At 43.3% G+C, this 24,260-nt stretch carries 20 protein-coding genes; 10 read left to right on the top strand and 10 right to left on the bottom strand.

The window, feature by feature from the left end:
• The first annotated feature begins 4 nt into the window (after positions 1–4).
• On the top strand, positions 5–1,789 hold the full coding sequence (gene recD, locus PTT44_RS04550) for an exodeoxyribonuclease V subunit alpha (RefSeq protein ID WP_168159345.1): 1,785 nt from the start codon (positions 5–7) through the stop codon (positions 1,787–1,789).
• 698 nt (positions 1,790–2,487) lie between these two features.
• Here recD and PTT44_RS04545 read toward each other — a convergent pair.
• Entirely contained in the window at positions 2,488–3,786 is a 1,299-nt protein-coding gene (locus tag PTT44_RS04545; RefSeq protein ID WP_168159344.1) for a serine hydrolase domain-containing protein, read from the bottom strand.
• Between the two features lie 251 nt (positions 3,787–4,037).
• Here PTT44_RS04545 and rpsO point away from each other — a divergent pair, with 251 nt between their 5' ends.
• The 3 genes from rpsO to PTT44_RS04530 all read left to right on the top strand — a co-directional run bounded on the left by rpsO (position 4,038) and on the right by PTT44_RS04530 (position 8,032).
• Complete coding sequence (rpsO, locus tag PTT44_RS04540; RefSeq protein WP_004692669.1) at positions 4,038–4,307, top strand: 30S ribosomal protein S15; 270 nt, start codon at positions 4,038–4,040, stop codon at positions 4,305–4,307.
• Positions 4,308–4,567: 260 nt separating this feature from the next.
• Positions 4,568–6,655: a polyribonucleotide nucleotidyltransferase gene (pnp, locus tag PTT44_RS04535; protein ID WP_273795551.1), complete on the top strand. Its 2,088-nt coding sequence runs from the start codon at positions 4,568–4,570 to the stop codon at positions 6,653–6,655.
• Positions 6,656–6,796: 141 nt separating this feature from the next.
• Complete coding sequence (locus tag PTT44_RS04530) at positions 6,797–8,032, top strand: magnesium transporter CorA family protein (RefSeq protein WP_004978806.1); 1,236 nt, start codon at positions 6,797–6,799, stop codon at positions 8,030–8,032.
• A 120-nt stretch (positions 8,033–8,152) separates the two neighbouring features.
• Here PTT44_RS04530 and PTT44_RS04525 read toward each other — a convergent pair whose 3' ends face one another.
• The 7 genes from PTT44_RS04525 to PTT44_RS04495 all read right to left on the bottom strand — a co-directional run bounded on the left by PTT44_RS04525 (position 8,153) and on the right by PTT44_RS04495 (position 15,679).
• Positions 8,153–8,413 (bottom strand): YdcH family protein, encoded by a 261-nt coding sequence (locus PTT44_RS04525; RefSeq protein WP_004692664.1) that lies wholly within the window; start codon positions 8,411–8,413, stop codon positions 8,153–8,155.
• 73 nt (positions 8,414–8,486) lie between these two features.
• On the bottom strand, positions 8,487–8,843 hold the full coding sequence (locus PTT44_RS04520; protein WP_004978810.1) for a chaperone modulator CbpM: 357 nt from the start codon (positions 8,841–8,843) through the stop codon (positions 8,487–8,489).
• A gap of 10 nt (positions 8,844–8,853) precedes the next feature.
• A complete protein-coding gene (locus PTT44_RS04515) occupies positions 8,854–9,807 on the bottom strand; it encodes a DnaJ C-terminal domain-containing protein (protein WP_168159343.1) in 954 nt (317 codons plus the stop codon).
• A 145-nt stretch (positions 9,808–9,952) separates the two neighbouring features.
• The gene (locus PTT44_RS04510) at positions 9,953–10,405 is read right to left on the bottom strand and encodes a DUF2147 domain-containing protein (RefSeq protein WP_168159342.1); all 453 of its coding nucleotides are present in this window, start codon (positions 10,403–10,405) and stop codon (positions 9,953–9,955) included.
• A 201-nt stretch (positions 10,406–10,606) separates the two neighbouring features.
• Positions 10,607–11,482, bottom strand: a complete 876-nt coding sequence (gene hslO / locus PTT44_RS04505; RefSeq protein WP_168159341.1) for an Hsp33 family molecular chaperone HslO — start codon at positions 11,480–11,482, stop codon at positions 10,607–10,609.
• Between the two features lie 50 nt (positions 11,483–11,532).
• Entirely contained in the window at positions 11,533–13,374 is a 1,842-nt protein-coding gene (locus tag PTT44_RS04500) for a monovalent cation:proton antiporter-2 (CPA2) family protein (protein ID WP_010325794.1), read from the bottom strand.
• Positions 13,375–13,456: 82 nt separating this feature from the next.
• On the bottom strand, positions 13,457–15,679 hold the full coding sequence (locus PTT44_RS04495) for a primosomal protein N' (protein WP_168159340.1): 2,223 nt from the start codon (positions 15,677–15,679) through the stop codon (positions 13,457–13,459).
• Between the two features lie 152 nt (positions 15,680–15,831).
• Here PTT44_RS04495 and gspF point away from each other — a divergent pair, with 152 nt between their 5' ends.
• From gspF to PTT44_RS04475, 4 genes are all read left to right on the top strand, one after another.
• The gene (gene gspF, locus PTT44_RS04490) at positions 15,832–17,037 is read left to right on the top strand and encodes a type II secretion system inner membrane protein GspF (RefSeq protein WP_273795550.1); all 1,206 of its coding nucleotides are present in this window, start codon (positions 15,832–15,834) and stop codon (positions 17,035–17,037) included.
• Positions 17,038–17,070: 33 nt separating this feature from the next.
• The gene (gspG, locus tag PTT44_RS04485) at positions 17,071–17,508 is read left to right on the top strand and encodes a type II secretion system major pseudopilin GspG (protein ID WP_010325797.1); all 438 of its coding nucleotides are present in this window, start codon (positions 17,071–17,073) and stop codon (positions 17,506–17,508) included.
• 283 nt (positions 17,509–17,791) lie between these two features.
• The gene (locus PTT44_RS04480) at positions 17,792–18,127 is read left to right on the top strand and encodes a hypothetical protein (RefSeq protein ID WP_168159339.1); all 336 of its coding nucleotides are present in this window, start codon (positions 17,792–17,794) and stop codon (positions 18,125–18,127) included.
• Positions 18,128–18,287: 160 nt separating this feature from the next.
• Entirely contained in the window at positions 18,288–18,626 is a 339-nt protein-coding gene (locus PTT44_RS04475) for a tRNA-binding protein (protein ID WP_004692646.1), read from the top strand.
• A gap of 66 nt (positions 18,627–18,692) precedes the next feature.
• Here PTT44_RS04475 and lnt read toward each other — a convergent pair whose 3' ends face one another.
• Both lnt and PTT44_RS04465 read right to left on the bottom strand, forming a co-directional pair.
• Complete coding sequence (gene lnt / locus PTT44_RS04470) at positions 18,693–20,252, bottom strand: apolipoprotein N-acyltransferase (protein WP_168159338.1); 1,560 nt, start codon at positions 20,250–20,252, stop codon at positions 18,693–18,695.
• Complete coding sequence (locus tag PTT44_RS04465) at positions 20,249–21,088, bottom strand: HlyC/CorC family transporter (RefSeq protein ID WP_004978829.1); 840 nt, start codon at positions 21,086–21,088, stop codon at positions 20,249–20,251. The genes lnt and PTT44_RS04465 overlap by 4 nt, the downstream gene beginning before the upstream one ends.
• Positions 21,089–21,300: 212 nt before the next feature.
• On the opposite strand from PTT44_RS04465, the gene tusA reads away from it, so the two are divergent.
• Entirely contained in the window at positions 21,301–21,558 is a 258-nt protein-coding gene (tusA, locus tag PTT44_RS04460) for a sulfurtransferase TusA (RefSeq protein WP_004692640.1), read from the top strand.
• A gap of 171 nt (positions 21,559–21,729) precedes the next feature.
• The coding region (locus PTT44_RS04455; RefSeq protein ID WP_273795549.1) for a type VI secretion system Vgr family protein at positions 21,730–24,260 on the top strand (2,531 nt) is incomplete at its 3' end.

Raw genomic sequence — 24,260 nt, 5'->3', positions numbered from 1 at the left:
CCGTGTGGAAAATGTTCATAAAGCCAGTATTGATCAGGCTGTCGTGGTAGACACATGGTTAACGCGTTGGAGTCAGTTTATTCAGCAGTCGCCACTGAGTAAAACAGGGGTCACTGAAGCACGTAGTGAAATGATTCAACAGGTTCTTGAAGCCATGCTACGCGGTGAGAGTTGTATCTCGGTTGCAGCTGAAGCCCTCACAGTCTTAGATGATTTGGTGATGGATGAACAGCAGGCACAGCAACAAAAAGCGCCGTTTGTTTACGATCAGCAGCAATTATATCTGTATCGTTATTGGGCTTTAGAGCAGTCTTTGGCCGAGCAAGTAGCACGGTTAAAATTGCAAAATTTAACGCAAGTGGATATTTCAGCTTATGCTCATTTACTAGAAGATCCACACCAAAAACAGGCTTTGGCTATGGTAGCCGAGCAGGCGCTCGCGATCATTACAGGTGGTCCGGGCACAGGGAAAACGTATACCTTGGCGCGTATTATTGCAGTGCTCAAACAAAGTCTGCCTGATATTCGTATTGCGATGGCTGCACCGACAGGTAAGGCGGCGCAGCGGATGAAAGAAGCCCTTCAGAACTCTTTTCAGGATGAAAAGTTACAAGACTTAGTTACCCCAGATTTGAAAAACTTAAACCCTGTGACGCTACATCGCCTTTTGGGGCTTGGGAATACGCAGCAACCGCGTTTTCATAGCAGACAACCTTTACCTTATGATGTGATTGTCGTTGATGAAGCATCCATGCTGGATTTAAATTTGGCACAGATGCTCTTTGCTGCCATGCCGAATCAAGCTCGTTTGATTTTATTGGGAGATGCCGATCAGTTGGCTTCGGTCGATGTCGGCTCTGTACTCGCCGATCTACAACAGGTTCCAGCTTTGGCTGAAAATAGAGTCAATTTGGTCAATAGCCGTCGTTTCAAATCAGATGCACGGATTGGAAAGTTGGCACAATTTATTCAGCAGCAATCTTGTTTTGACTTAATGACGCATCCTGCTGAAAAACAGAGAGTATTGCACACTTTTCAACAGCAAGTGGTACATGCCATGACGTTGAAGGCGGTTGAGTTGGATCAGGTCAAGGTCGATTGTCTACAGCTCGAATTGTTGCCCGAGCAGGCTTTATCTGTAGAGCAGTTACAGCATTATTATGATCTGTTAATGCTTGGCTTTCAGGGCTATGTCGAGGCTTTAAAGCAATATCAGCAAAATCCTAATGAGTCTCTCGTACCCAAAGTGATTCAACATTTTGATGATTACCGTATTTTAGCCGCCATACGTCACGGTCATTTCGGCTTAAAACAGCTCAATCTGCAAATCGAGCAGCGCCTACTAGAACAGTCAAAACAAATCAAGCAGGGTGAGTGGTACTTGGGCCGTCCTGTGATGATGACCTATAACGACTATCAGTTAGGGGTGTCGAATGGCGATATTGGACTGTGTTTACAGCGCGTTCAACAAGGCAAGTTGCAATTTGAGGTGTATTTCCCCAGCTTGGATAAATGGGTAGCTGCAACACGATTACCCAAAAATATTGAAACGGCTTTTGCGCTGACCATTCACAAATCGCAAGGCTCTGAGTTCACCCATACCGCGGTGGTGTTAGATCGGCAGGCTGAAAAATTACTCAGTAAAGAGTTGATTTATACCGCAATTACGCGGGCGAAAAAAGTGGTCAGTTTACTGGTCGATGCCGATGCATTCGTACATGCTATGGTGACTCGAACCACCCGAGAAAGTGGTCTATCAAGAAAAATTAATCAACAAATTCAATTGTGAAGATTTAATAAACAAACAGGAGCTTTGTACGAAATGGCTTACAGGGATTCAGGAGATTTGCGCATAGAGCTTTGCTGAGGATTTTGAGAAGATGGCTTCACATAAAGAGCTCAACACGGAATGTTGAGTATAATCGCAAAAAGATAATAATAACGTCAGTAGACAGCGAACTTACAGTGAAGTAGGTGAAAGAGGAAACTTACAGCCGCTAAGCCTTGTAGTTTTGGGAGAGACTACAAGGCTTTTTTATATCTGATAAATTGGCAAAATGTGACAAAAAATAGCCATTCATTCCTCGAAGCATAAAATACAGTTATAGATTGAATATCGAAGAGATACTGTCTCAGTATTGCACGGCTTATGCTTTTTTAAATTTAGTTCTCATGTCTTTAAGTGGTTATTTTTTAATAATTAAATTTTTAATATTGCATTTTTTAGAGAGGTTTAGGTTGAATAATGGAGAAAATGAGGAGTTTATGTAAGAAATCGCTTACATGAAGATGAGTGAAATGCGACTTTTTTCTTCTGTGTGATGTGGCAAAATCTGTCACATAAGGATGTAAATGATTAAACATGGAATGTTTAATACAAGACGCGGAAAAGCGCATTATTATAATGATAACCAAAACAACAAGAACAAAAATAAAAGAACACTACAGCGCAAAAAAGCCCAAGTTTACTTGGGCTTTTTTTTATGCTCAGACTAAGTCTGTTTCGCTTCGATCGGTTGCAAATAATGAGCGACGTTGGTGCTTTAAGATTTTGGGACAATGCTTTGATATTTGATAAAGCGTTTTCGCTAAAGCAGGTAAGTGGGTCCCGACGACAGATTTTCCTGTGGTTAATAGCGATACGCTAATATCACGTTCTGGATCGGCCCAGCAGAGAATATTGGAAAACCCGAGATGTCCAAAGGCTTGCCCAGTCATGGGTCCAAATAACCCAATAGGATTGCTACCTAACATTGGGCCTAAGGCATAACGCATCGGAACTAATAATGTCCGATCTAAACTGACTCCTGACGTGGCCAAGGTCGAGCGAAATACCGTTTGGGCACTCATGATTTGCTTGCCTTGGTATTCGCCACCACTCAAGAGCATTTCAAAGAAACGTCCAGCTTGTTCGGCACTGGTATAAATGTTGCCCGCTGGGCAAATCGTGTCCATAAACCGTGCATCATTGGTCACATCGACCGCCAACTGTAAACCACCACCCAGTACCCGATTGAGATAATGGTCTGTGCCTAAACGTGGATGTAGACCTGTGGCATAGTTTAAAGCGACATCCGCCCGATACTCAGGTTTTAGGCCATAGTTAAAATAATCTAAGCCCATGGGTTTTTCGATATTTTCAGCAAGAAATTCGCGGGCTGTTTGACCTGTTACCCGCTTGATAATTTCCCCTAAAATATAACCTGACGTCACGGCATGATACGCCAGATGTGTTCCCGAAGCTGAAACGGGTTGTGCCGCATAAAGACGTTCTAAAATTTGATCTTGATTAAACAACAGTTCAGGCGTGACTTTACTGTCAATGCGCGGAATGCCACCACGATGAGCGAGCAAATGGAAAATGGTGGCACGACGTTTACCGTTTACGCCATATTCGGGAATATAGTGGCTAATTGGATCGAGTAAATTCAGATCACCGCGTTCATCCAACATATGAATCAGCATGGCTGTAATGATTTTAGAGGCGGAAAATAAGCAAACTGGGGTATCGGGTGTGCCAATTTTCGCATCTGCCGCTAAACCATCGGCTGAGTTGCCTTGCGCATAACCAATGCTGCGATTTAACAATATTTGTCCCCGACGACGTAAGCAGAGGCTGATGAAAGGGTAGTTTCCTGTTTTATATAGAGACTCTACACTGGCCCAAATGCTTTGAATTTGTGCGTCATTCATGCCACCCAAGGTAGCGGAGACCTCATCTTTAGAACGAATCACGTGGTTGAGGTCATGCGGGATATAACAGGTATTGGCAGATAAAATTTTCACAAATTTCTCTCTATTTTTCGTTTTTATTGGGTCTGAGTCTGATACTGAAAATCAGAATTGTCATGATTGTGCATGATTTGTGCAAAGCCGTCAGTTGCTGAATTGACTGTGAACATAAAACATTTTTGCAATATAGCGCTAGATCCCTTAAAATAATGCCTTGCTGTAGTGATGCACGGCAGTCAACTTGGTTTTGAAGAATCAATTTGATTTGTATCAAATGTAACTTATAAGCATCTCGGAGAAATCGAATGGCTTTAACAAACGCAGATCGCGCAGAGATCATTGCTAAATTTGCTCGCGCTGAAAACGACACTGGTTCACCAGAAGTTCAAGTAGCTCTTTTAACTGCTCAAATCAATGATTTACAAGGTCACTTCAAAGAGCACAAACACGACCACCATAGCCGTCGCGGTCTTATCCGTATGGTTAACCAACGTCGTAAGCTTCTTGATTACCTTAAAGGTAAAGACGCTACTCGTTACAGCGACTTGATTGCTGCTTTAGGTTTACGTCGTTAATTCGATTAAACTTTTATTTTCGGACTATCGCATTTTGAATGCTTTATTACTGAAAAAGAAAGTCTACCTTGCTTCTGTGAGGTAATGGGGAAGGGGCGAATGTTTCGCTCCTTCTTTGTGTCTTAAAATCATATTTTTAGTCTCTGGTGAGGTCGGCTTCTAAGCTTTGTCATTTATACAGTTGCCTGAAATGGCGATGTGAATGCCAAACCTTAGGGGTCTCCACTAGAATAAAAATCAGGAAAGAAAAATACATGTCTATGTTTAATATTATTCGTAAAGAATTCCAATATGGTCAACACACGGTTGTTTTAGAAACGGGTCGTGTTGCTCGTCAAGCGAACACTGTTGTGATCACCATGGGTGGTGTACAGGTTCTTGTTGCAATCGTTGCTCAACCAAAAGCAAAAGCAGGCCAAGACTTCTTCCCGTTGACTGTTAACTACCAAGAAAAACAATATGCTGCAGGCCGTATCCCAGGTGGTTACGGTAAGCGTGAAGGTCGTCAGTCTGAAGCTGAAACTTTAATTTCACGTCTTATTGACCGCCCAATCCGTCCATTGTTCCCAGAAGGTTTCTACAACGAAATCCAAGTAACAGCGACTGTTATTTCTTCTGACAAAACCATGGAAGGCGATATCGCTGCAATGTTGGGCGCTTCAGCTGCGATGTCTATTGCTGGTGTTCCATTTGCAGGCCCAATCGCAGGCGCACGTGTTGGTTTAATCAACGGCGAATACATCCTTAACCCAACTTTAGAACAGCTTAAGGAATCTGATCTTGACCTTGTGGTTGCAGGTACTGAAGCTGCTGTATTGATGGTTGAATCTGAAGCGAAAGAGCTTTCTGAAGACCAAATGTTAGGCGCTGTACTTTTCGGTCATGACGAAATGCAAATCGCAATTCAAGCGATTAAAGAATTTGCTGCAGCTGCGGGCGCAGTTGAATCTACTTGGGTTGCGCCAGTTAAAAACGAAGAACTTCTTGGTAAATTGAAAGAAGCATTCGAAGCGAAAATCTCTGAAGCATACACACTTGCTGTTAAGCAAGAGCGTTATGCAGCATTAGATGCGCTTCACGCTGAAGCTGTTGCTCAGTTTGTTCCTGAAGAAGATGAAACTGGCATTGCTGCTGAAGTTGACGAATTATTCGAAGACCTTAAATACCGTACGGTACGTGACAACATTTTGTCTGGTAAACCACGTATTGATGGTCGTGACACCAAAACAGTGCGTGCCATTGATGTTCAAGTGGGTGTATTAGACCGTGCACACGGTTCTGCATTATTCACACGTGGTGAAACTCAGGCGTTGGTAACTACCACTTTAGGTAATACCCGTGATGCGTTGATGGTTGATACCCTAGCTGGTACTAAAACTGACAACTTCATGTTGCACTACAACTTCCCTGCATACTCTGTAGGTGAAACAGGTCGTGAATCTGGTCCTAAGCGTCGTGAAATTGGTCACGGTCGTTTGGCGCGTCGTGGTGTTCAAGCTGTTCTTCCTGCGGCTGATCGCTTCCCGTACGTGATTCGTATCGTATCGGATATTACTGAATCAAATGGTTCATCTTCAATGGCTTCTGTATGTGGTGCTTCATTATCACTTATGGATGCAGGTGTTCCATTGAAAGCGCCAGTTGCAGGTATTGCAATGGGTCTAGTGAAAGAAGGCGAGCGTTTCGCAGTTCTTTCTGACATCTTAGGTGACGAAGATCACTTAGGTGACATGGACTTTAAAGTAGCCGGTTCTGCGAACGGTATTACTGCACTTCAAATGGATATCAAGATTGAAGGTATCACTGAAGAGATCATGGAAGCGGCATTGAACCAAGCGTATGCGGGTCGTATGCATATCTTGAATGAAATGAACCAAGTGATTTCACGCGCTCGTCCTGAAATTTCAATGCATGCCCCGACATTCCAAGTGATCAACATCAACCCAGACAAGATCCGTGACGTGATTGGTAAAGGTGGTGCGACCATCCGTGCCATTACTGAAGAAACCAAAGCTGCAATTGATATTGAAGACAACGGTACTGTTCGTGTATTTGGTGAAACCAAAGCTGCTGCTGCTGCTGCGGTTGCAAAAATTCAAGCACTGACTGCTGAAATTGAACCAGGTACAATTTACGTTGGTAAAGTCATTCGTATCGTTGAATTCGGTGCGTTTGTCAACATCCTTCCAGGTACTGATGGCTTACTTCACATTTCACAAATCTCAAACGAGCGTATTGCAAACGTGGCAGATGTGTTGAAAGAAGGTCAAGAAATTAAGGTGCAAGTTGCGGATGTAGACAACCGTGGTCGTATCAAATTGACGATGAAAGACATCGAACAAGTTTAATCTCTTGTCAATTCACATGGTGTTTGCCATGTGAATTGAGTTGTCTTAAAAAGCCCTGAGCTTGGCCAATGTAAACTTTGGCTTGCTCAGGGCTTTTTTTATGGCATCATGCTGGCTAAGACAGACAATAATAAATGAGATATGCAAAGCTATTATTTCTATCAACATCCCACCGCACAGCATACCTATGTGCAGAAACAGCCAATTGCAGAGCAGGAAGCTGAGTTTATTTGGGTGGAGTGTAGCCGTGACGATGTGGTCAATCGGGCAGAACATTGGCAGCAGGACATTTATGCGGCAACGGGACTGTGGATGAATGAATATCATCTGCGCGATATTCTCAATTTAGAACACCCTTGTGCCTTTGACACTTTGGAAGATTATGACTTGCTGATCTTTCGTAAGCTGATCACACCTGATGATCAAATCAAGCTTGATACGCAAGCGGCTGAAAAACATGAACGGGTTTTTGGTCTGGCGACGACCCCGATTAGCTTTATGCTTACGCCGCAAGTTTTGATTACGGTTAGAGAGCAGGGCAATAAAGAAGTTGAAAGCTATATTCAGCGTATGGAAACGGTGTTGAGCCGTCCGATTGAAGAACATAATAAACCCCGAAAACTACCCGCAACGCCTTTAGATTTGACCTTGAGACTGCTTAATAATATGGTAGATGGTTATCTTGATTTACGTGTGCCGTTGACACGTCGAGTAGAGTTTTGGCAGCAAGAGCTTTTACAAGGGCATCGTCGTTTTACCAAGTGGCATCAACTGTTACAAGAGAATATGGCTTTCCAACAAGTGGAAAATTTGTGCGAAGAACAAATCGAAACTTTGCAGGAATTACGCGATGAAATTGTCGATAACTATTCGCACTTGAAAGGGAAAAAGCGTAGCGAAAAACAAGACATCATGCTAGTACGTGTCGATGATTTAACCAGTCATATTGAACGTATTCAAAAGCATACCATTCGCTTGAGAAATGCAGTGCAAGCAGCTATCGATCTACATTTTTCAGCCATTGCCAATCAAACCAATGAAAACATGCGGATTTTAGCCATTATTACCGCGATTTTTGCGCCGCTAACCTTGTTGACAGGGGTGTATGGTATGAACTTCGAGTTTATTCCGGGGCTGAAGTCTCCAACAGGGTTTTGGATCATGTTGGGCATCATGTTAATGACGACATTGATCTTACTGTATTATTTTTATCGACGTCATTTGGTCGGGCGTGGCGAAAAAAGTGTCATTGATATGTTGGCACAGCAGCATGCGGATCAACATATGAATTTATTTTGGTTCATCGATTATGAGCCGATCAAGCAAACCGTGAAGGGCACCATCAAAGATTTAGAGAAAATCACCAAATTAAAATAATTCGGTGATTTTCCACATAGACCATTAAAGCAAATGGGCTTTAAGGTGTTTCTTTACATGCTGACGCTATCCTTGTTCAATTTATTATTCGGATATGTGGGCGTCGCAGGGAGATTTAATTTAAGAGGTTTTTAACTGGGCTCCTTTTAAAATCCGGTAAAGCTGATCTTTAATGAACAGCTTTTTGCGTTTGAGGGGCTCAATCTCTCCACGATGAATCCTGACAGGGTCTTGTTCGAGTAAACAAATTTCCTGATCGAGAGCTTCATGGTCGTCAAACATTTTAGAAAAATGCGGATTGTCTTCTCTAAGCTGTTGAATCATGTCTCGGTATTCAGGAAACATGAGCTTAGTCTTTTTATTACAAACTTTGAGTTTCATGGTTGCCGTCTAATCCTCTTATTCAAAAATAAAAAAAAGAAAGAAAGGCACGCGCCAATCTTTCTTTATAGAACTAGTGTTGAGTCGTTTGAACTGGGTCAGTGAGATGTAAATGTTTTACTTCACGACGAAGTTTTTGAACTTCCTCAATCAAATCCAGCATCATTGCGACTGCAGTAAAGCTGGCATCAAAGTCACGTTGTAAGCGATAGGCTCGCCGTGCACGTGAGACATCATCACCAAAAAATTGGTGAATGCGGTTATCGGGTCGGTTAGGCAGAATGTCATATTCCAACAGCTGTAAAACCCATTCAGGACTTTGTCCGCAGGCTTCAGCAAAATGCTTTAAATCAAAGCTATGTTGTTCATCAACAATTTCAGCGTGTCGACATCCGTCTAAAATAATTTCACGATATTGAATAGTCGTCATAATTTTCTCCTTAAGACTGACGCGGCTTAAAGTGAGGGAAGGCTTCAGCAAAGGCTTGGTAGGCTTGCTGTTCTTGCTCACTCTGCGCAGGAGGTTGAACAATGTTTAAAATTAAATATAAATGTCCTGCCGTTTTGGCTGGAATCCCCTGATCTTTTAAACGGAGTTGCTGCCCCGTTTTGGCATTTTTCGGAATTTGAATTTGTAATGTCCGACCATTGGGTAGCGCGGCGGTGATGCTTTGCCCCAAAGCAGCTTCCCAAGGACTGATATTCAGTTGGTGATAGACATCAACTCCTTCAATGCGTGTGGTCTCCGTATCTTTGTAATAAATTTCGATATACAGGTCGCCATTTTCACCACCTTGAATACCTGACTGTCCTTGACCACTTAAGCGAATTTGTTGCCCTTCTTTCATGCCTTTGGGAATTTTAACTTCCAGCGTTTTGCGCTGAATTTCCGCTTCACCATAGGCATTTAAAGTGGGAATCTGTAAGGTAATGGTTTGGGTGGTACCGTGGAATCCAACCTCAAGATCGACCTCTAAACGCGCATGTTGGTCTTCGCCTTTATGGCGAGTGCTATTTTGGCGTTGATATTGATAGTTTGATCCTCCAAAACCTGAACCAAAACGGCCAAATAAGTCTTCAAACCCTGAAAAATCATGTGCCTGTTGCCCGCCTTGGGCGTTCCGAAATGCATCTTCAAAACCGCCAAAGCCTGTATTGGGGTTGAATTGCTGTGAGCCTTGCGGATGATCGAGTTCAAAGTCATATTCAGCTTTTTTTGTTTCATTACTTAAGGTGTCGTAGGCGACATTTAATTCTTGCATCCGTGCCTCAGCATCAGGCTCCTTACTGACATCGGGATGATACTTACGTGCCAATTTTCGATAGGCTTTTTTAATTTGTTCGGCGGTCGCATCTCGCGTTAAACCGAGTATTTCATAATGGTTCTTCGGCATAAATAAGATTAAATAAATTGATTAAGTTTTAATCATTATTCAGCCTTTCAGCAGATTTCAACAGTAAAGATATGTTCCTTATTGTTTCAAAACATGACAATAAAAAAGCCCCCGATGAAAGGGGGCTTTGATGGATGAGGGATACTTAATATTTGACCCATGTGATGTTGCGCCCACCGCCATTTTCGGTCGACGTTCCTCGAATTCGTAAGTGCTTACCATTATTGCTGAGTCGTGCATATGCGTCATAACGTAGTCCTGTGAAAGGGTCGAGGAGCTGTCCATGGCTATAGGTCGAATCATTGGCATTGTCTAACTGCAAATGGCTGAGCGTTGTCATGCCGACGATGGGCTGATTTTTATTGACCCCATCACACTTGCTACAGTTTTCTATTTTTACCGCACCTGGAATTTCACGCGTACTTACGATGACTGCTTTATAGCTATTGTTTTTGTCTTTTTCAATCATGACGTCACTGAGAGAGTATCCTGTTTTATCATCGATGGTTTTCCATTTGCCGACCAAGGGATCGGTGGCTGCAAAACTGGAGAAGGCGCATAAACTGCTGAGTACGAAAAGACTGCAAGAAAATTTCATGATGATAAAACCCCAAATGGAAGAGAAAAATAAAGACATATAAAAATTATGGGTTTATTTATAACGAAATTTATGCGGTGTGACCAGTGAAATATCTATGAATAAAAGTGATGAATCATTTGAATTATCTTATTTTTATGAGAACAAATGCATAAAAAAAGAGCAGTTTAGCTGCTCTTTTTTTTATTGCACATGATGTGCTTAGCTTAAGTGTTCACCAAATAAACCCAAGGCTTCTTCTGCACTAAAGCTGTATTGCGTGTTACAGAACTGGCAGTCCATGGTAATTGGGTTCTGATGTTCTAGCGTTTCACGAACGGCTTCGGCGCCAATTTGTTCAAGCGCTTGAGCACAACGTTCTTTCGAACAGGTACAGCCAAATTTCAGTACTTCAACTTCAGGTAAGCGTACTTCTTCTTCGTTGTATAAACGGTAAAGAATTTCACTCGCTTCTAAGTCGGTTAACTCTTCGGTTTTGAGCGTTTCAGTCAACATGGTTAGACGTGGCCATAAGTCTTGATCGACACGTTCTTGTTCTTCTTCACTGTTACGTGGTAACAGCTGAATGAGTAAACCGCCAGCACGTTGGGCTGAACTGGCCAAAACGATACGCGTTGGAATTTGAGCAGACAGGTCATAGTACTGCATTAAACAACCTGCAAGATTTGGCTTGTCTAAAGCCACAATCCCTTGATAACGCTCACCAAATTCAGGCTCAATATTAATAAATAGTACAGGGCTAATGAGGGTGCTCAATACCGTACTGCTGCTTTCGGCAGCATTAAAGCGTGGATCTGCTTCATAATCCGCCAAGGCACGCACTTCACCAAGGTGATTACATTCAGCCATGGCCCATTTGAAACTACCTGAAGCCTGAATTTGTAAACTAATACGGCCTTTAATTTTTAAAGTACTGGCAAGTAATGCCGTGGCACTGAGCATTTCACCTAACAGCACTTGTACTGCAGGTGCATAATCACGCTGCGCCAAGATGGTTTGTAGGGTTTCTTCTAGATGAACCACTTCACCACGAACAGGACTATCTTCAATATAAAAGCGTTGACGCAAATCAGACATAAATTTCTCCAATATCCTGTCTTAATGGTGACGATATTGTAAAACACAAGTCATTTTACTTCATCCCGTGTGACATCTATTCGGTCATGTTGTAACTCGCGTTGTAGGTCAACGCCGACAGGACTCTGACGGAGCTGCGTATCACTTTCAAATAAGTGTTCTAATTCGGCCAAAGCATTACGATGTGTTTCGTAGACCTTCTGTTCGTCGTTATAAATACTTTGCTGCTGTGCGAGCAGTTTTTCATCATAATCGCGAAATAACTCAATGCTCTTATAAGCATCTTGTTCTGCTATGCCTAAATTACGCAGGGCAAAATAAGCCATCCCTAAAGACGATAAATAGGTTTCACGCCAAATATGCTCCACCCCCAAGTCACGCAGCAAATGCACATGATGTCGGTCACGGGCACGGACCAGCAAGTTTAAATCTGGATAATTGAGTCGGATATGGCGTGCCACATTCATCGAGTCTTCAATATCATCAATGGCTAATACAAACACTTTGGCATGTTCGATACCGGCTGCACGCAGGATATCGGGTTGAGTGGCATCACCATAGTAGAGTTTGCCGCCATAGTTACGAACGAAATCGACCTTGTCGATATTGCTGTCAATCGCCGTGAAGGTTTGGTGCTGTAAGTGAACCAGTCGTGCCACAATTTGGCCGACACGGCCAAAGCCAGCAATGATCATCGGGTTATGCTGTTCAGGAATCTCATCATAGACAGGTGTAGCCTCTTTCTCGAATAGAGGCACCACCCACGAACTCATCAGCCAGTATAGAATAGGCGTCAGAATCATCGACAACGTCACGATCAAATTGATCGGCTCTAAAATGGCTTGCGTAATCACGTGTTCACTCATGGCAACATTGAGCACCACAAAAGCAAATTCACCGCCTTGTGCCAAACAGGTTGCCAGCATCAAACTATTGCGCCATGAAAACTCGAAGTAGCGAGCGATGGCTGTTAAGGCCAGTAGTTTGACCAACATCAGCAATAACGCACCGCCAATAATCAGACTTGGGCTTTCCCACAGGAGCGAAACTTGCGTGCTCATCCCGACGGTCATGAAAAATAGACCGAGAAGTAGACCTTTAAATGGTGCAATACTGGCTTCCAGTTCATGACGGAATTCAGAGTCAGCAAGTAACACTCCAGTTAAAAATGCGCCCAAGGTGGTACTGATGCCTAAGACATCCATCAGCGCGACTACGCCTAAGACAATAAACAAACCGACTGCAGTAATCAGTTCATGCGCGCCACTTTTGGCCACAAAGCGGAAAAAAGGGCGCATGAGATAGCGGCTAAATAAAAACAAGCCTGTAAAGGTGGCCACAATTGCTGCAAAGTAGGCCACGCCATGATGGGTTGAGTTTGTTCCCGCAAGCAGGGGGATAATCGCAATCAGCGGAATCGCGGCAATATCTTGAAAGAGTAAAATGGAAAAGGACTGCTGACCAAAAGTGGTATTAAGTTGCTGTTTTTCGCTTAGCAGTTGCAACACAAATGCGGTGGAGGATAGGGCAAGGGCAAAACCAATCACAACACTGGCCGAAATCTGTTGCTGCAGGGCAAAAAAGACGATGCACGCCAGTAGCACGCCACAGAGTGTTACTTGTAAACTGCCCATCACAAAAATGGATTTACGCATTTCCCATAAACGTTGCGGGCGAAGTTCTAGTCCAATAATGAACATCAAGAAAATCACGCCGTATTCAGCGAGTTTATGAATGTCTTCAGGGTCATGGACGACATTTAATACACTGGGGCCGAGTAAGATACCCGTGAATAAATAGCCGAGTACCGTGGCAATCCCCAGCCGTTTTGCCAACGGAACGATCATCAGTGCCGCAGCCAAAAAGAGGGTGATTTGAAGCAGTAGAGACATTGCCCTGTCCTAAATTTTTTTCTTTATGTTGGAAGTTTAAGGGAGAACGCGACTCAGGTCTAAACCTTATTCACGTCAAGTCTTAACTTAACTCTTGTGGATCAATATCAAGGCTCAATTTCATACCATGCGGTTTGTTATGCCAGACATTTTGCCACCACTGACGAATGTAAAAATGCATACGCGCCCGATCTTTGGACAGTAATACCATATGCGCTTGATAGCGGCCTGCTTTACGTTCCATCGGCGCAGGAATAGGCCCCCAAATATCAATACTGTTTTCGGAGGCTTGGCGCAGTGCTTGTGCATGCTCTTGTAAAAAGCTTTGGTTCAGTTCTTGGTCTTTGGATTCACAGCGCAATAAAGCCGCATAGCGATAAGGTGGCATCCATGCAGCTTTACGCTCTTTCAACGTTTGCTTGGCAAAGCTACGATAGCCAGATTCCAGCAGGGTATTCAGCAAAGGATGATCTGGACGTAGAGTCTGTAAATAGACTTCGCCTTTTTTCTCGCCACGCCCAGCACGTCCAGCGACTTGGATAATGAGCTGTGCAGTACGTTCTGTGGCACGAAAGTCAACACTGAGTAAGCCCGAGTCGATGTCTAAAATCGCCACCAAAGTCACATAAGGAAAGTGATGTCCTTTGGCCAGCATTTGGGTGCCGAGCAAAATGATGGGTTCACTTTTCTGAATCTTGTTATAGATTTTTTGCCAGCTGCCGACTCGACTGGTCGAATCACGATCAACCCGAATTACGTCAAAATTTGGGAACAGTGCTTGTAGGTTTTCTTCAACTTTTGCGGTGCCTAAACCAATTGGTTTCAGTTCGCTATGCTGACATTGCGGGCAGTGTTCAGGCATGCGGTGGATGGTGCCGCAGTGGTGACAGTGCAAATGCTGGTAGGGCTGTCGATGCACGGTAAAATTGGCATCGCAGTGGGGGCACTTGGCCTGCCAGCCACAACTTTCACAAATCAACACAGGTGCATAGCCGCGACGGTTTAAGAAAATCAGCACCTGTTCTTTTTTGTCTAAGCGCTTTTGTACTTCATGAATCAGCTGTTGGCTGATGCCATTTTGTTTTTGTGCCACTTTCAGATCGATCACATGCATTTTCGGCATCACGGCCACACCTGCACGTTGGTCCAACTCCAAACGGGTCATTTTACCTTGTTCAACCAATGCATAACTGTCGATACTTGGCGTTGCAGAACCGAGGATAATCGGACAGTTTTCTAAGTGCGCACGGTATAAAGCCACATCACGAGCGTGGTAGCGGAAGCCTTCTTGTTGCTTGAAAGATAAGTCATGCTCTTCATCTAAGACAATCAAACCCAAATGTGGAAGGGGCGTATAGATGGCAGAACGTGTGCCAATCACAATCGAAGCTTTGCCCGTTTGTGCGCTTTGCCAGGCTTGCAGGCGCTTAGAATCATTTAAACCTGAATGTAGTAGCGCAATATGACAGTGAAAACGTGACTGAAAACGGCTCACTGTTTGTGGGGTGAGACCAATTTCAGGCACTAATACCAAGACTTGTTTGCCTTGTTTTAAAACCTCTTGCATGACTTGCAAATAGACTTCAGTTTTGCCACTACCCGTTAAACCATCCAGTAAGAAAGCGTGGTAGCTATGACGAGCTTTGAGAATGTTTTGAATGGCTCGCTTTTGTTCATCATTGGGTGTGAGGGGCATTTGCGCTAGCGTCATCGCTTGCGGTTTAAAGTCTTGAGCTTCAAGTATGCACTGGGTGATTTGCTTTTTTTCTAAGGCTTTTAAGGTCGCAGTTTCAATGCCAGCCAAATTTAAAATGTTTTCAGACGTTCCTGTGGGATGCAGCTTTAAAATTTTATAGGCATCTTGTTGTTTTTCAGAACGCTTCAATTTGTCTTCGGCATGATCATCAATCAGCTTCCACATTCGCGCCAGTAGGTTATAAGGTTTGCCTTGGCGTAAAAAGCTGGGCAAAGCAGCATGCATCACTTCACCAATGGGAAATTGGTAATATTGCGCTGACCATGTCAATAAACTTAAAACTTTAGTATCTAGAATAGCGTTGTCATCGAGCAACTCAGTTATGGCTTTAAGTTTAAAGCCTAAATCGAGTGGTTTCTCATCAGTGAGTTTCTCAACAATGACACCGACCACATTTTGGCGACCAAATGAGACAGCCACACGTGCACCCACTTCAGCTTGGTGGTATTGTTCAGCCGTTAAACTATAGTCAAAACAGTCATATAGATAAACGGGAACAGCCACACGAATACGGTAGCTTGGTGTTGTGGAAAGTGTATTTTCTGGCATAAAAAGCTCAAAATGTCCTGATGAAATTGTCGTTGTGCGATGAATGAGTTGTGTTAGAGTGATGACATAATTTATAACTTAGAATATGAATGATTTTGGTGCCGACATGCAACAGCGCCAAATGACTAAATGGACCATTAGAAAGCGTAAACATGCCAGCATATCAATTTACCGCACTCGATGCCGCAGGAAAGCAGCAAAAAGGCGTGCTCGAAGGGGATTCAGCACGTCAAATTCGGCAACAACTTCGTGATAAAGCGCTGATTCCAGTCTCGGTTGATCCTGTTGAACAAAAAGATAAGCACAGCAGTAAAACATGGTTTCAAAAACAAATTACCGCCTATGATTTCGCTTTATTGACACGTCAACTTTCGGTACTTGTGGCGGCAGCCATTCCGTTGGAAGAAGCCATTCGTGCGGTTGGAAAGCAGTCAGAAAAAACACATGTACAAAATCTATTGATGTCAGTACGTTCTAAAGTATTGGAAGGTCACTCATTGGCGCAGGGTTTACAGCAATCTGGACGTTTTCCAGAGTTGTATATTGCCACGATTGCCGCTGGCGAGCGTTCAGGGCATTTAGACTTAATTTTAGATCAGCTGGCAGATTACACCGAAAATCGCTTTGCGATGCAAAAAAAAATCCAAGGCGCGATGATTTACCCGATTATTTTAATGCTGATGTCTTTTTCCATCGTGATGGGACTTATGACCTATGTGGTGCCTGACATTGTCAAAACCTTTGACCAAAGCAAAGATGCCTTGCCATGGATTACGGTTGCACTAATGAAAGCCAGTGATTTTATTCGAGTGGCATGGCCATTTTTATTGGTGGGCAGTGTACTCGGCATCGGCTTATTATTGCGATTTTTAAGAACCACCGCAGGGCATTATGCCTTTGATCGTTTAACGCTCAAACTGCCATTATTCGGTAAACTTTCACGTGGTATAAATGCCGCACGCTTTGCCAGTACCTTATCGATTTTGACCCAGTCGGGTGTGCCCTTGGTAGATGCATTAAAAATTGGCGCGGCGGTGAGTAACAACTGGGTGATTCGCGATGCGGTCAATCATGCCGCAGAAAAAGTGACCGAAGGTGGAAACCTTGCGACCCAGCTGGAGCGCAGTGGTTATTTCCCACCGATGATGGTACAAATGATTAAAAGTGGTGAAACGTCGGGTGAATTGGATCGGATGTTGGAGCGCGCATCGACCATGCAAGACCGAGAGGTGACAACGCTCATATCGACCTTGCTGGCTTTACTTGAGCCACTGATGTTGGTTCTGATGGCAAGCATTGTCTTGGTGATTGTGATCGCAGTGATGCTGCCAATCGTCAACATGAACAACATGATTTAATTTTAAAAATATAAGATGGAAGAGAAAATTCACATGCAATCAAAAATCTATAGACGCCAAGCTTCAGGCTTTACCTTAATTGAAGTCATGGTGGTGATTGTTATTTTAGGTGTGTTGGCAGCCTTAATTGTACCCAATGTGATGGGACGCGGTGAAAAAGCCAAAGTGGATACTACTGTCATAACCCTCAAAGGTGTTGCTGCGGCATTGGATCAATATAAATTGGACAATGGTAAATACCCTTCAATGCAAGAGGGTGGACTCGACGCTTTGGTGAATAAGCCTGAGTCTGCAAAAAATTGGTTGCCAGGCGGTTATGTGAAGGGTGGATATCCGAAAGACAGTTGGGATAATGACATTCAATATGTTGCACCTGGGACTGATGGACGACCATTTGATTTATATTCTTTTGGCGCAGATGGACAGCAAGGTGGTGAAGAAACCGATGCTGATATTCAGTATCAACCTTAATTGAGAATTATTTTATATTGGGGTTAATTGAATATATCATTACAGTGCATAGGTTATGTCGATGTGGACTGTAATGATAATACATCTTAATTTAAAATTAATATCTAAGATTATGATTTTAAAATATTAAATATAATAAGCATCAGCTGAGATTTATAATAAGAATTATTCCCATATTTATTGATTACAAATAATGTAAATTATGGATAAAAATAGGCTTTTTATTTATTTAAATCCTTGCATAATGTTCTCAATGGCAACTGATTTGCCTGAGGAGAATAGAATGAAAGCATTAACCTTGTTGGATGAAATGAGCCAATTCCATTGGTCGATGCTCAAATCTGTTCTTTTGATTTTGAGTATGCTTCCTGTTGCTCAAGGTGTTTTAAGTGTCTGGCAGTCGACTGAAGGCAGCAGCCAAATTATGGTGGGTTTCTTTGCAATCAGTCTGTTCAGCACATGGGCGGTTTTGAGCTTTTGGTCTGCGTTAAAAGCAACCGTACTCACACTCGATCAAGTACAGATTACAGCATTAGAACAAAAAGTGGTCATGTTCTACCGTTATACCCCGATGCTCTTTTTAGCCAGTATGGTGTCCTATTTGGTCAGTCAAATTTAATACTGACATTTATAGTTGTGATAAAAAACTGAGCACATACGCTCGGTTTTTTATTGCGTCATGAAGAATGGCGGAAAGATAGGATCGCTTGTCTGTTTCGTTGTATATGATCCTCGTGTTCGCTCCCTATACTGTAGAAAATATAAATATAGAGTGAAATATGGAACAGATTGATTGGGCGGATTTTTTAAAAGTCGAGCTCCGAGTCGGGCGTATTATTCAGGCCGAAGTGTTTGAGCAAGCACGTAAGCCCGCTTATATTTTACATGTCGACTTTGGTCATGAAATTGGCATTAAGAAATCGAGTGCGCAGATTACTGAGCGTTATCAACCTGAACTGTTATTGGGTAAATTGGTGGTGGCAGTGGTTAACTTTCCAAACAAACAAATTGGTCCCATCCAGTCTGAGTGCTTAGTGACAGGCTTTCATGATTCAGATGCAGGCGTGGTGCTGTGTGTGCCTGATACAGAGGTTCCAGTAGGTACCAAACTACTATAAATGAAAAAGAAAAACCCAAGCTCAGCTTGGGTTTTTCTTTGGAAAAGTCTGATCTAACAATAGCAACTATCGACGAGACTTAAACGATACATCGACTTTACGTGGACGATAGATCCAGCCCAAGATCAGTAAAAAAACTGAGAAACCTAAAATTGGCCAGTCACTTAAACGGGTATACAGCGTTTGACCTTGCATAGCAGGTAGTTCGCCGCGAAGCACGGTTGCTACATCTTGTGGGGCACGTTTTACGATATGCCCTTGATGGTCAATAAACGCCGTCACGCCTGTATTAGTGGCACGGATAAACCAGCGTCCATTTTCTTTGGCACGCATTTGAACCATCTGTAAATGCTGTAAAGGGCCTGCGGTTCCCGTAAACCATGCATCATTGGAAACTGTCACCAAGAAATCACTTTGGCTGGCATTACGACGCGTCAAGTTCGGATAAGCCACTTCATAGCAAATGGCTGCACCTAAATGCTGCTGATGAATAGAAAGCGGTTGTTGCTGTTGTTCGCCACGCGAAAAACCACTCATCGACGGATCATTCTGCATGGCAGGCAACACCCATTTCAGTAAACCAGATAGTGGAATATATTCACCAAAAGGCACTAAACGTTGCTTTTTATAGAGTCCTTCGGCTTCAGCACCATTGGCCATAATACTGTTGTAGTACAGTGGTCGACCTGCCGTTTCAGAGCCTGAAATATCCCAGTATGGAATACCCGTGACCCACGCCGTGTTGGTTTTCTTGGCTTGTGCTGTCATTGCAGCTAAAAAGGGTTCGATATCACTTTGGAACATCGGAATAGAGGATTCAGGCCAAACAATGAGGTCTCGTCCCCATTCTGTTTTGGTCAAATCCGCATAGATTCCAAGTGTTTTCAGTTGATACTCAGTGAGCCATTTTAAGTCTTGTGGGATATTGCCCTGAATTAAAGAAACCGATAATGGCGGCGTATTTTTTGCGGAGACGAATTCAATTTTTGATGCGCCCCATGCGCCGAGCACCAATAAAGCAGAGGGGATGACCCAAAAGATGCGGCGGTTTAAAACTTCGACCAGTGCGCAGGCCAACACCAAGACTACAAACGACACCCCGAAGATACCAAATAATGGCGCATAACCATCCAGTAAACGTTCGGTAAAGGCATAGCCTGCAAACAGCCATGGGAAGCCTGTGAAAACCCACGTTTTTGCCCATTCAAAAAGCACCCAAAGCGGGGCGAAGGTTAGGGGTGTTTCAGGGAAAAAACGGCGGTAAATAAAGCTTTGAACAGCTGTGAATAAGCCCATGACCAAGGCCATAATGCCGATCATACCGACACTTAAGGCACTATTGGTATCGCCATAGACATGGATGGAAGTGTAGAGCCAAAAAGCCCCCACGAACCATAGGCCAAAACCATAGGCCCAACCAATACCAAAGGCCTGCTTTGCACTGCGTTTGCGTAAAGTGGCATAGAGCAGTGCAGGGGATAAGATTGCCAACCACCAATAATGATAAGGGGCGAGTGCAAAACTAAAGACCGCCCCTGAAAATAAGGCAATTAAAAGCGGATAAATTAAAGGTAACTGTTTTTGTTGTGGATTGGGGGTTAACAGTTTGTCAAAGTAAGCTCTCATTTACGAACGGCTCGAATCAGATGAATAGAACGTGCATCTGCTTCTACAATGGTAAATTCCCAATTTTCAAGATCAATCACCTGACCTTGCAAATCACTCACTAAACCAATTTCTTGAAGCAATAAACCGCCCACAGTTTCAACCTCATCATCAGAAAAGTCTGCATCTAAAAGATTGTTAAAGTGTTCGATTGGTGTAAGTGCTTGAACCAGCCACGTATTTGCGGTCGTTGGGTCATTGTCGGGAATAATATATTCCGCTTCTTCATCGATCTTGTCGTGTTCATCTTCAATTTCACCGACGATCTCTTCCAAAATATCTTCTAACGTCACTAAACCTGAGGTTGTGCCATATTCATCAATTACTACTGCAATATGCGTTTGGGTGTTTTTCAACATGCGAAGCACTTGGTCTGAGCGTGCGCTTTCAGGGACATATAAAGGTTGGCGCATCAGCGCACGTATATCCACTTTATTGTTTGGTTCAGTCAAAAAAGGCAATAAGTCTTTGGCCAATAAAATGCCCACGACATTGTCTGGTTGATCGGATGAAAAGACAGGGAAACGTGAATGTGCCGACTCAACCAGAGTATGCAAAATGTCGAGTAACTCATCATCTTCTTGTAGGCTAATCATTGAGGTACGCGGTGTCATGACCTCGCGGACTTTGGTTGCTGGAAGGTCTAATACGCCTTCTAACATCGCAACAGTGTCGGGTTCTAAAAAACGACGTGAATCTTGAACTAACTTTAACAGTTCATCGCGAGTTTCTGGCGCGGTACCTAACCATTTGCGTAAGCCACGCATTCCCCACGACGGGCCTGATTCCTCGTGCATGATCTTTCCTAAAGACGCTTAATATCTAAAAAACTTAATTTTATCATACCGTAGAAAACACAGTTGTCTATTGTAATTAAGCAAGGATTGCATGAATGATTAGATCAATACTTTTAAATACGAGGTTCATCTGCCATCAAGCTATGCAAACAGATATGAGAAATGGGCAGTTGTGTTAAAATTGGCAAGTTTTTAAATTTTTGAGTTTATATATGTCTGATTTGGAAGTGAGCCCAAGCATCCAATTAAACACCCGTGGTTTACGCTGTCCAGAGCCTGTGATGATGTTGCATCAAGCCATTCGCAAGTCTAAATCGGGAGATGTAGTGGAGGTATTTGCAACGGACAATTCAACTTCATGGGATATTCCGAAATTTTGTATGCATCTTGGACATGAACTTTTGTTGCAAGAAGAGCGCTTAGATGAAAACGGCAATAAAGAATTTCATTATTTAGTTAAAAAAGGTTAAATCCTATTTTCCATAAAAATGCTCCGCAGCTGCTCGGAGCATTATGTTGTTTACATAATAAGAATAAAACTCTGCTCATTTGTCGGATTGATCTGGCTATAATGGCGCCTAATTTATGATCGTTGTTTGCGATCAATGTTGACTGAAACTTACTTTTTAAAAATATAGACGATGATAAATACAATCACTCAAGTGCTTGAGCAATTGGGGTTAAGTGCACAAAAACGTGCCATTCATGCACAATTTTCACATGCTGCATTAAATCATGACATCTTTTTGCAGCATATTGAAGGCACACATGCATTAAACCAAGGTTTAAACGTTGAATTGATCTGCCTCTCAACCAATGCTCTGATTCCACTGAAACAATTTATCGGGGTACAAGTCGCGGTCGATCAGGTCACAGACCAAGGCACATTATTTCGCAGCACAGGGATCATCACTCAAGCCGAACAAGGACAAAGTGATGGTGCACTGACCTTGTATAAACTTCGCTTAGAAGACGCAACGGCACTTTGGCATAAACGTCGCAACAGCCGAGTGTTTATGAATAAAAGTGTGCGAGATGTCAGTGAAATACTCTTTAAGGAATGGCAGAGCAAAAGTCCGCTATTTGCTGCTAGCCTCAGTCTTGATCTTTCTGGTTTAAATACAGAGACCGATGTCCGTCCCTTCATCATGCAGTCAAATGAAACCGATTATGACTTTCTAACACGGCTCTGGCGCAGTGAAGGCATCAACTGGCTAATTGATGAAGCTGAACTGTATGTACCTCATACTCGTCATCCGATTCAAGCTCAAAAACTTAGACTCTTGGATGACAACAGTCAGTTCCAAGCCTTAAAGCGTCGACAAATTCGTTTTCATCGTTCTAGTGCTACCGAACAAAAGGATAGCATCATCAGTCTGAGTGCACAGCGCAGCCTACAACCGACTGCAGTCTATATCCAACGTTGGCAAGCCGATCACTTGAGTCAAGAAGAAGGCGCAGGTTCAGTCCAAAGCCAACATCAACATAGCACACAACAAGACAATGCTAGCCTCAGCCTAGAACAAGCGTGGCATATTAGCCCTGCATGGATGCAAGATTTAAATGGAGAAGATCAGGCGACCGCAGCATCAAACAGCCAAATTGAAAAACTCAATCAAACCCTGAGTAATGTCTACAACCAACAGGCGAAACAATTCACTGCACAGAGCACCGTACGTGATGCCCAAGTAGGGTATTGGTTTGAGTTACATGAACATCCTGAACTTGATCAACACAGTGACGCAGACAAAGAATTTCTGATCACGACCAAGACTTTCTATAATCAAAACAACTTGCCCAAAGATTTGAGTGAGCAAATTCAGCATTTGCTGAAACAAAGCCAATGGTCACTCAAAACCAGCACAGTGCCAAGTGAACGCCAAGCCAACCACTTGAGTTTACAGCGTCGTCACATCACGACCGTTCCAGTTTATAACCCGATAGAGCACCGACCAGCCACACACCCACAACGTGCCAAAGTCGTGGGACCAAGTGGCGAAGAAATTCATGTGGATGAATGGGGGCGGATCAAAGTTCGCTTCCTCTTTACCCGCAACGATGACCACAGTCATGACGGTGGTGCAGGCGCCAATGACAATGATACAGACTCGGCATGGGTTGATGTCTTGACCCCATGGGCGGGTGAGGGCTATGGCGCACGCTTTTTACCACGCATTGGTGAAATCGTGGTGATTGATTTCTTTGACGGCAATCTTGACCGTCCCTTTGTGGTTGGGCGGATTCATGAAGCGCAGCGCAGCCCAACGAAATTTGATCAGAAAGGTCAATTGCCAGAAACCAAGAAACTAGCTGGGATTCGCTCTAAAGAAGTTGGAGGTGAAGGTTATAACCAACTGCGCTTCGATGACACAACTGACCAGATCAGTACTCAACTGCAAAGCAGCCATGGGGCAACTCAGTTGAACCTCGGCAACCTCAGCCACCCCAAAGAAACGGAGACAAGTGAGGGACGAGGAGAAGGCTTTGAGCTTCGAACTGATCAATGGGGCGCGATTCGAGCAGGTGAGGGGTTACTGCTCAGTAGCCATAAACAAGATCAAGCTGCAGGTACACATCTGAATGCTCAACCTGCCAAACAACAACTTGAAGGGACTTTAAACAATAGCCAAGCATTAAGTGAAGTGGCGAAGAATCAACAGACGGATCCGCTTGATGTTTTAGAAAACTTAAAAGGCTTCTTAGAACAGATTGAACAACAAGATCAAAACAAGGCAGATGCATTTAAACAAGCCATCATGATTCTCTCTGCACCAAACTCCATAGCTGTTAGCAGTAATGAAGATATTTATCTCTCAGCCGATGGTCAGATCAGCCAAAGTGCAGGGGAGAGTATTAACCTTTCTACGCAGAAATCGTTGATTGCACATGCCAGTGAGAAAATCAGTCTCTTTGCAGCACAGGACGGGCTAAGAGCCTATGCAGGCAAGGGCAAGGTTGAAATCCAAGCGCAAGGTGATGCACTGGATGTTATTGCGCGTAAAGGCATTCAGATTATTTCTACGGAAGATACCGTTTATATCACGAGTCCAACTGAGATTAATCTGACAGCAGGTGGTTCTCAAATCAAGATGAATGGAACAGGTATCTTTTCAACGACTGCTGGAAAGTTTGAGAGTAAGGCGGGGCAGCATCAGTTTTTGGGTGGGACTAA

The organism is Acinetobacter sp. Gutcm_16 (assembly GCF_028649355.1).
GTDB classification, from domain to species: Bacteria; Pseudomonadota; Gammaproteobacteria; order Pseudomonadales; family Moraxellaceae; genus Acinetobacter; species Acinetobacter johnsonii.
Note: the sequence above shows the minus strand (reverse complement) of the source record. Positions and strands in the feature narration are given on the sequence as shown.

Coding starts and splice junctions, on each gene's coding strand:
- tusA (WP_004692640.1), top strand. CDS start 21,301: ATGTCTGATTTGGAAGTGAGCCCAAGCATCCAATTAAACACCCGTGGT.
- PTT44_RS04520 (WP_004978810.1), bottom strand. CDS start 8,843: ATGACGACTATTCAATATCGTGAAATTATTTTAGACGGATGTCGACAC.
- PTT44_RS04515 (WP_168159343.1), bottom strand. CDS start 9,807: ATGCCGAAGAACCATTATGAAATACTCGGTTTAACGCGAGATGCGACC.
- PTT44_RS04500 (WP_010325794.1), bottom strand. CDS start 13,374: ATGTCTCTACTGCTTCAAATCACCCTCTTTTTGGCTGCGGCACTGATG.
- PTT44_RS04465 (WP_004978829.1), bottom strand. CDS start 21,088: ATGCACGAGGAATCAGGCCCGTCGTGGGGAATGCGTGGCTTACGCAAA.
- rpsO (WP_004692669.1), top strand. CDS start 4,038: ATGGCTTTAACAAACGCAGATCGCGCAGAGATCATTGCTAAATTTGCT.
- PTT44_RS04480 (WP_168159339.1), top strand. CDS start 17,792: ATGAAAGCATTAACCTTGTTGGATGAAATGAGCCAATTCCATTGGTCG.
- lnt (WP_168159338.1), bottom strand. CDS start 20,252: ATGAGAGCTTACTTTGACAAACTGTTAACCCCCAATCCACAACAAAAA.
- PTT44_RS04525 (WP_004692664.1), bottom strand. CDS start 8,413: ATGAAACTCAAAGTTTGTAATAAAAAGACTAAGCTCATGTTTCCTGAA.
- PTT44_RS04530 (WP_004978806.1), top strand. CDS start 6,797: ATGCAAAGCTATTATTTCTATCAACATCCCACCGCACAGCATACCTAT.
- gspF (WP_273795550.1), top strand. CDS start 15,832: ATGCCAGCATATCAATTTACCGCACTCGATGCCGCAGGAAAGCAGCAA.
- PTT44_RS04495 (WP_168159340.1), bottom strand. CDS start 15,679: ATGCCAGAAAATACACTTTCCACAACACCAAGCTACCGTATTCGTGTG.
- pnp (WP_273795551.1), top strand. CDS start 4,568: ATGTTTAATATTATTCGTAAAGAATTCCAATATGGTCAACACACGGTT.
- gspG (WP_010325797.1), top strand. CDS start 17,071: ATGCAATCAAAAATCTATAGACGCCAAGCTTCAGGCTTTACCTTAATT.
- PTT44_RS04510 (WP_168159342.1), bottom strand. CDS start 10,405: ATGAAATTTTCTTGCAGTCTTTTCGTACTCAGCAGTTTATGCGCCTTC.
- PTT44_RS04475 (WP_004692646.1), top strand. CDS start 18,288: ATGGAACAGATTGATTGGGCGGATTTTTTAAAAGTCGAGCTCCGAGTC.
- hslO (WP_168159341.1), bottom strand. CDS start 11,482: ATGTCTGATTTGCGTCAACGCTTTTATATTGAAGATAGTCCTGTTCGT.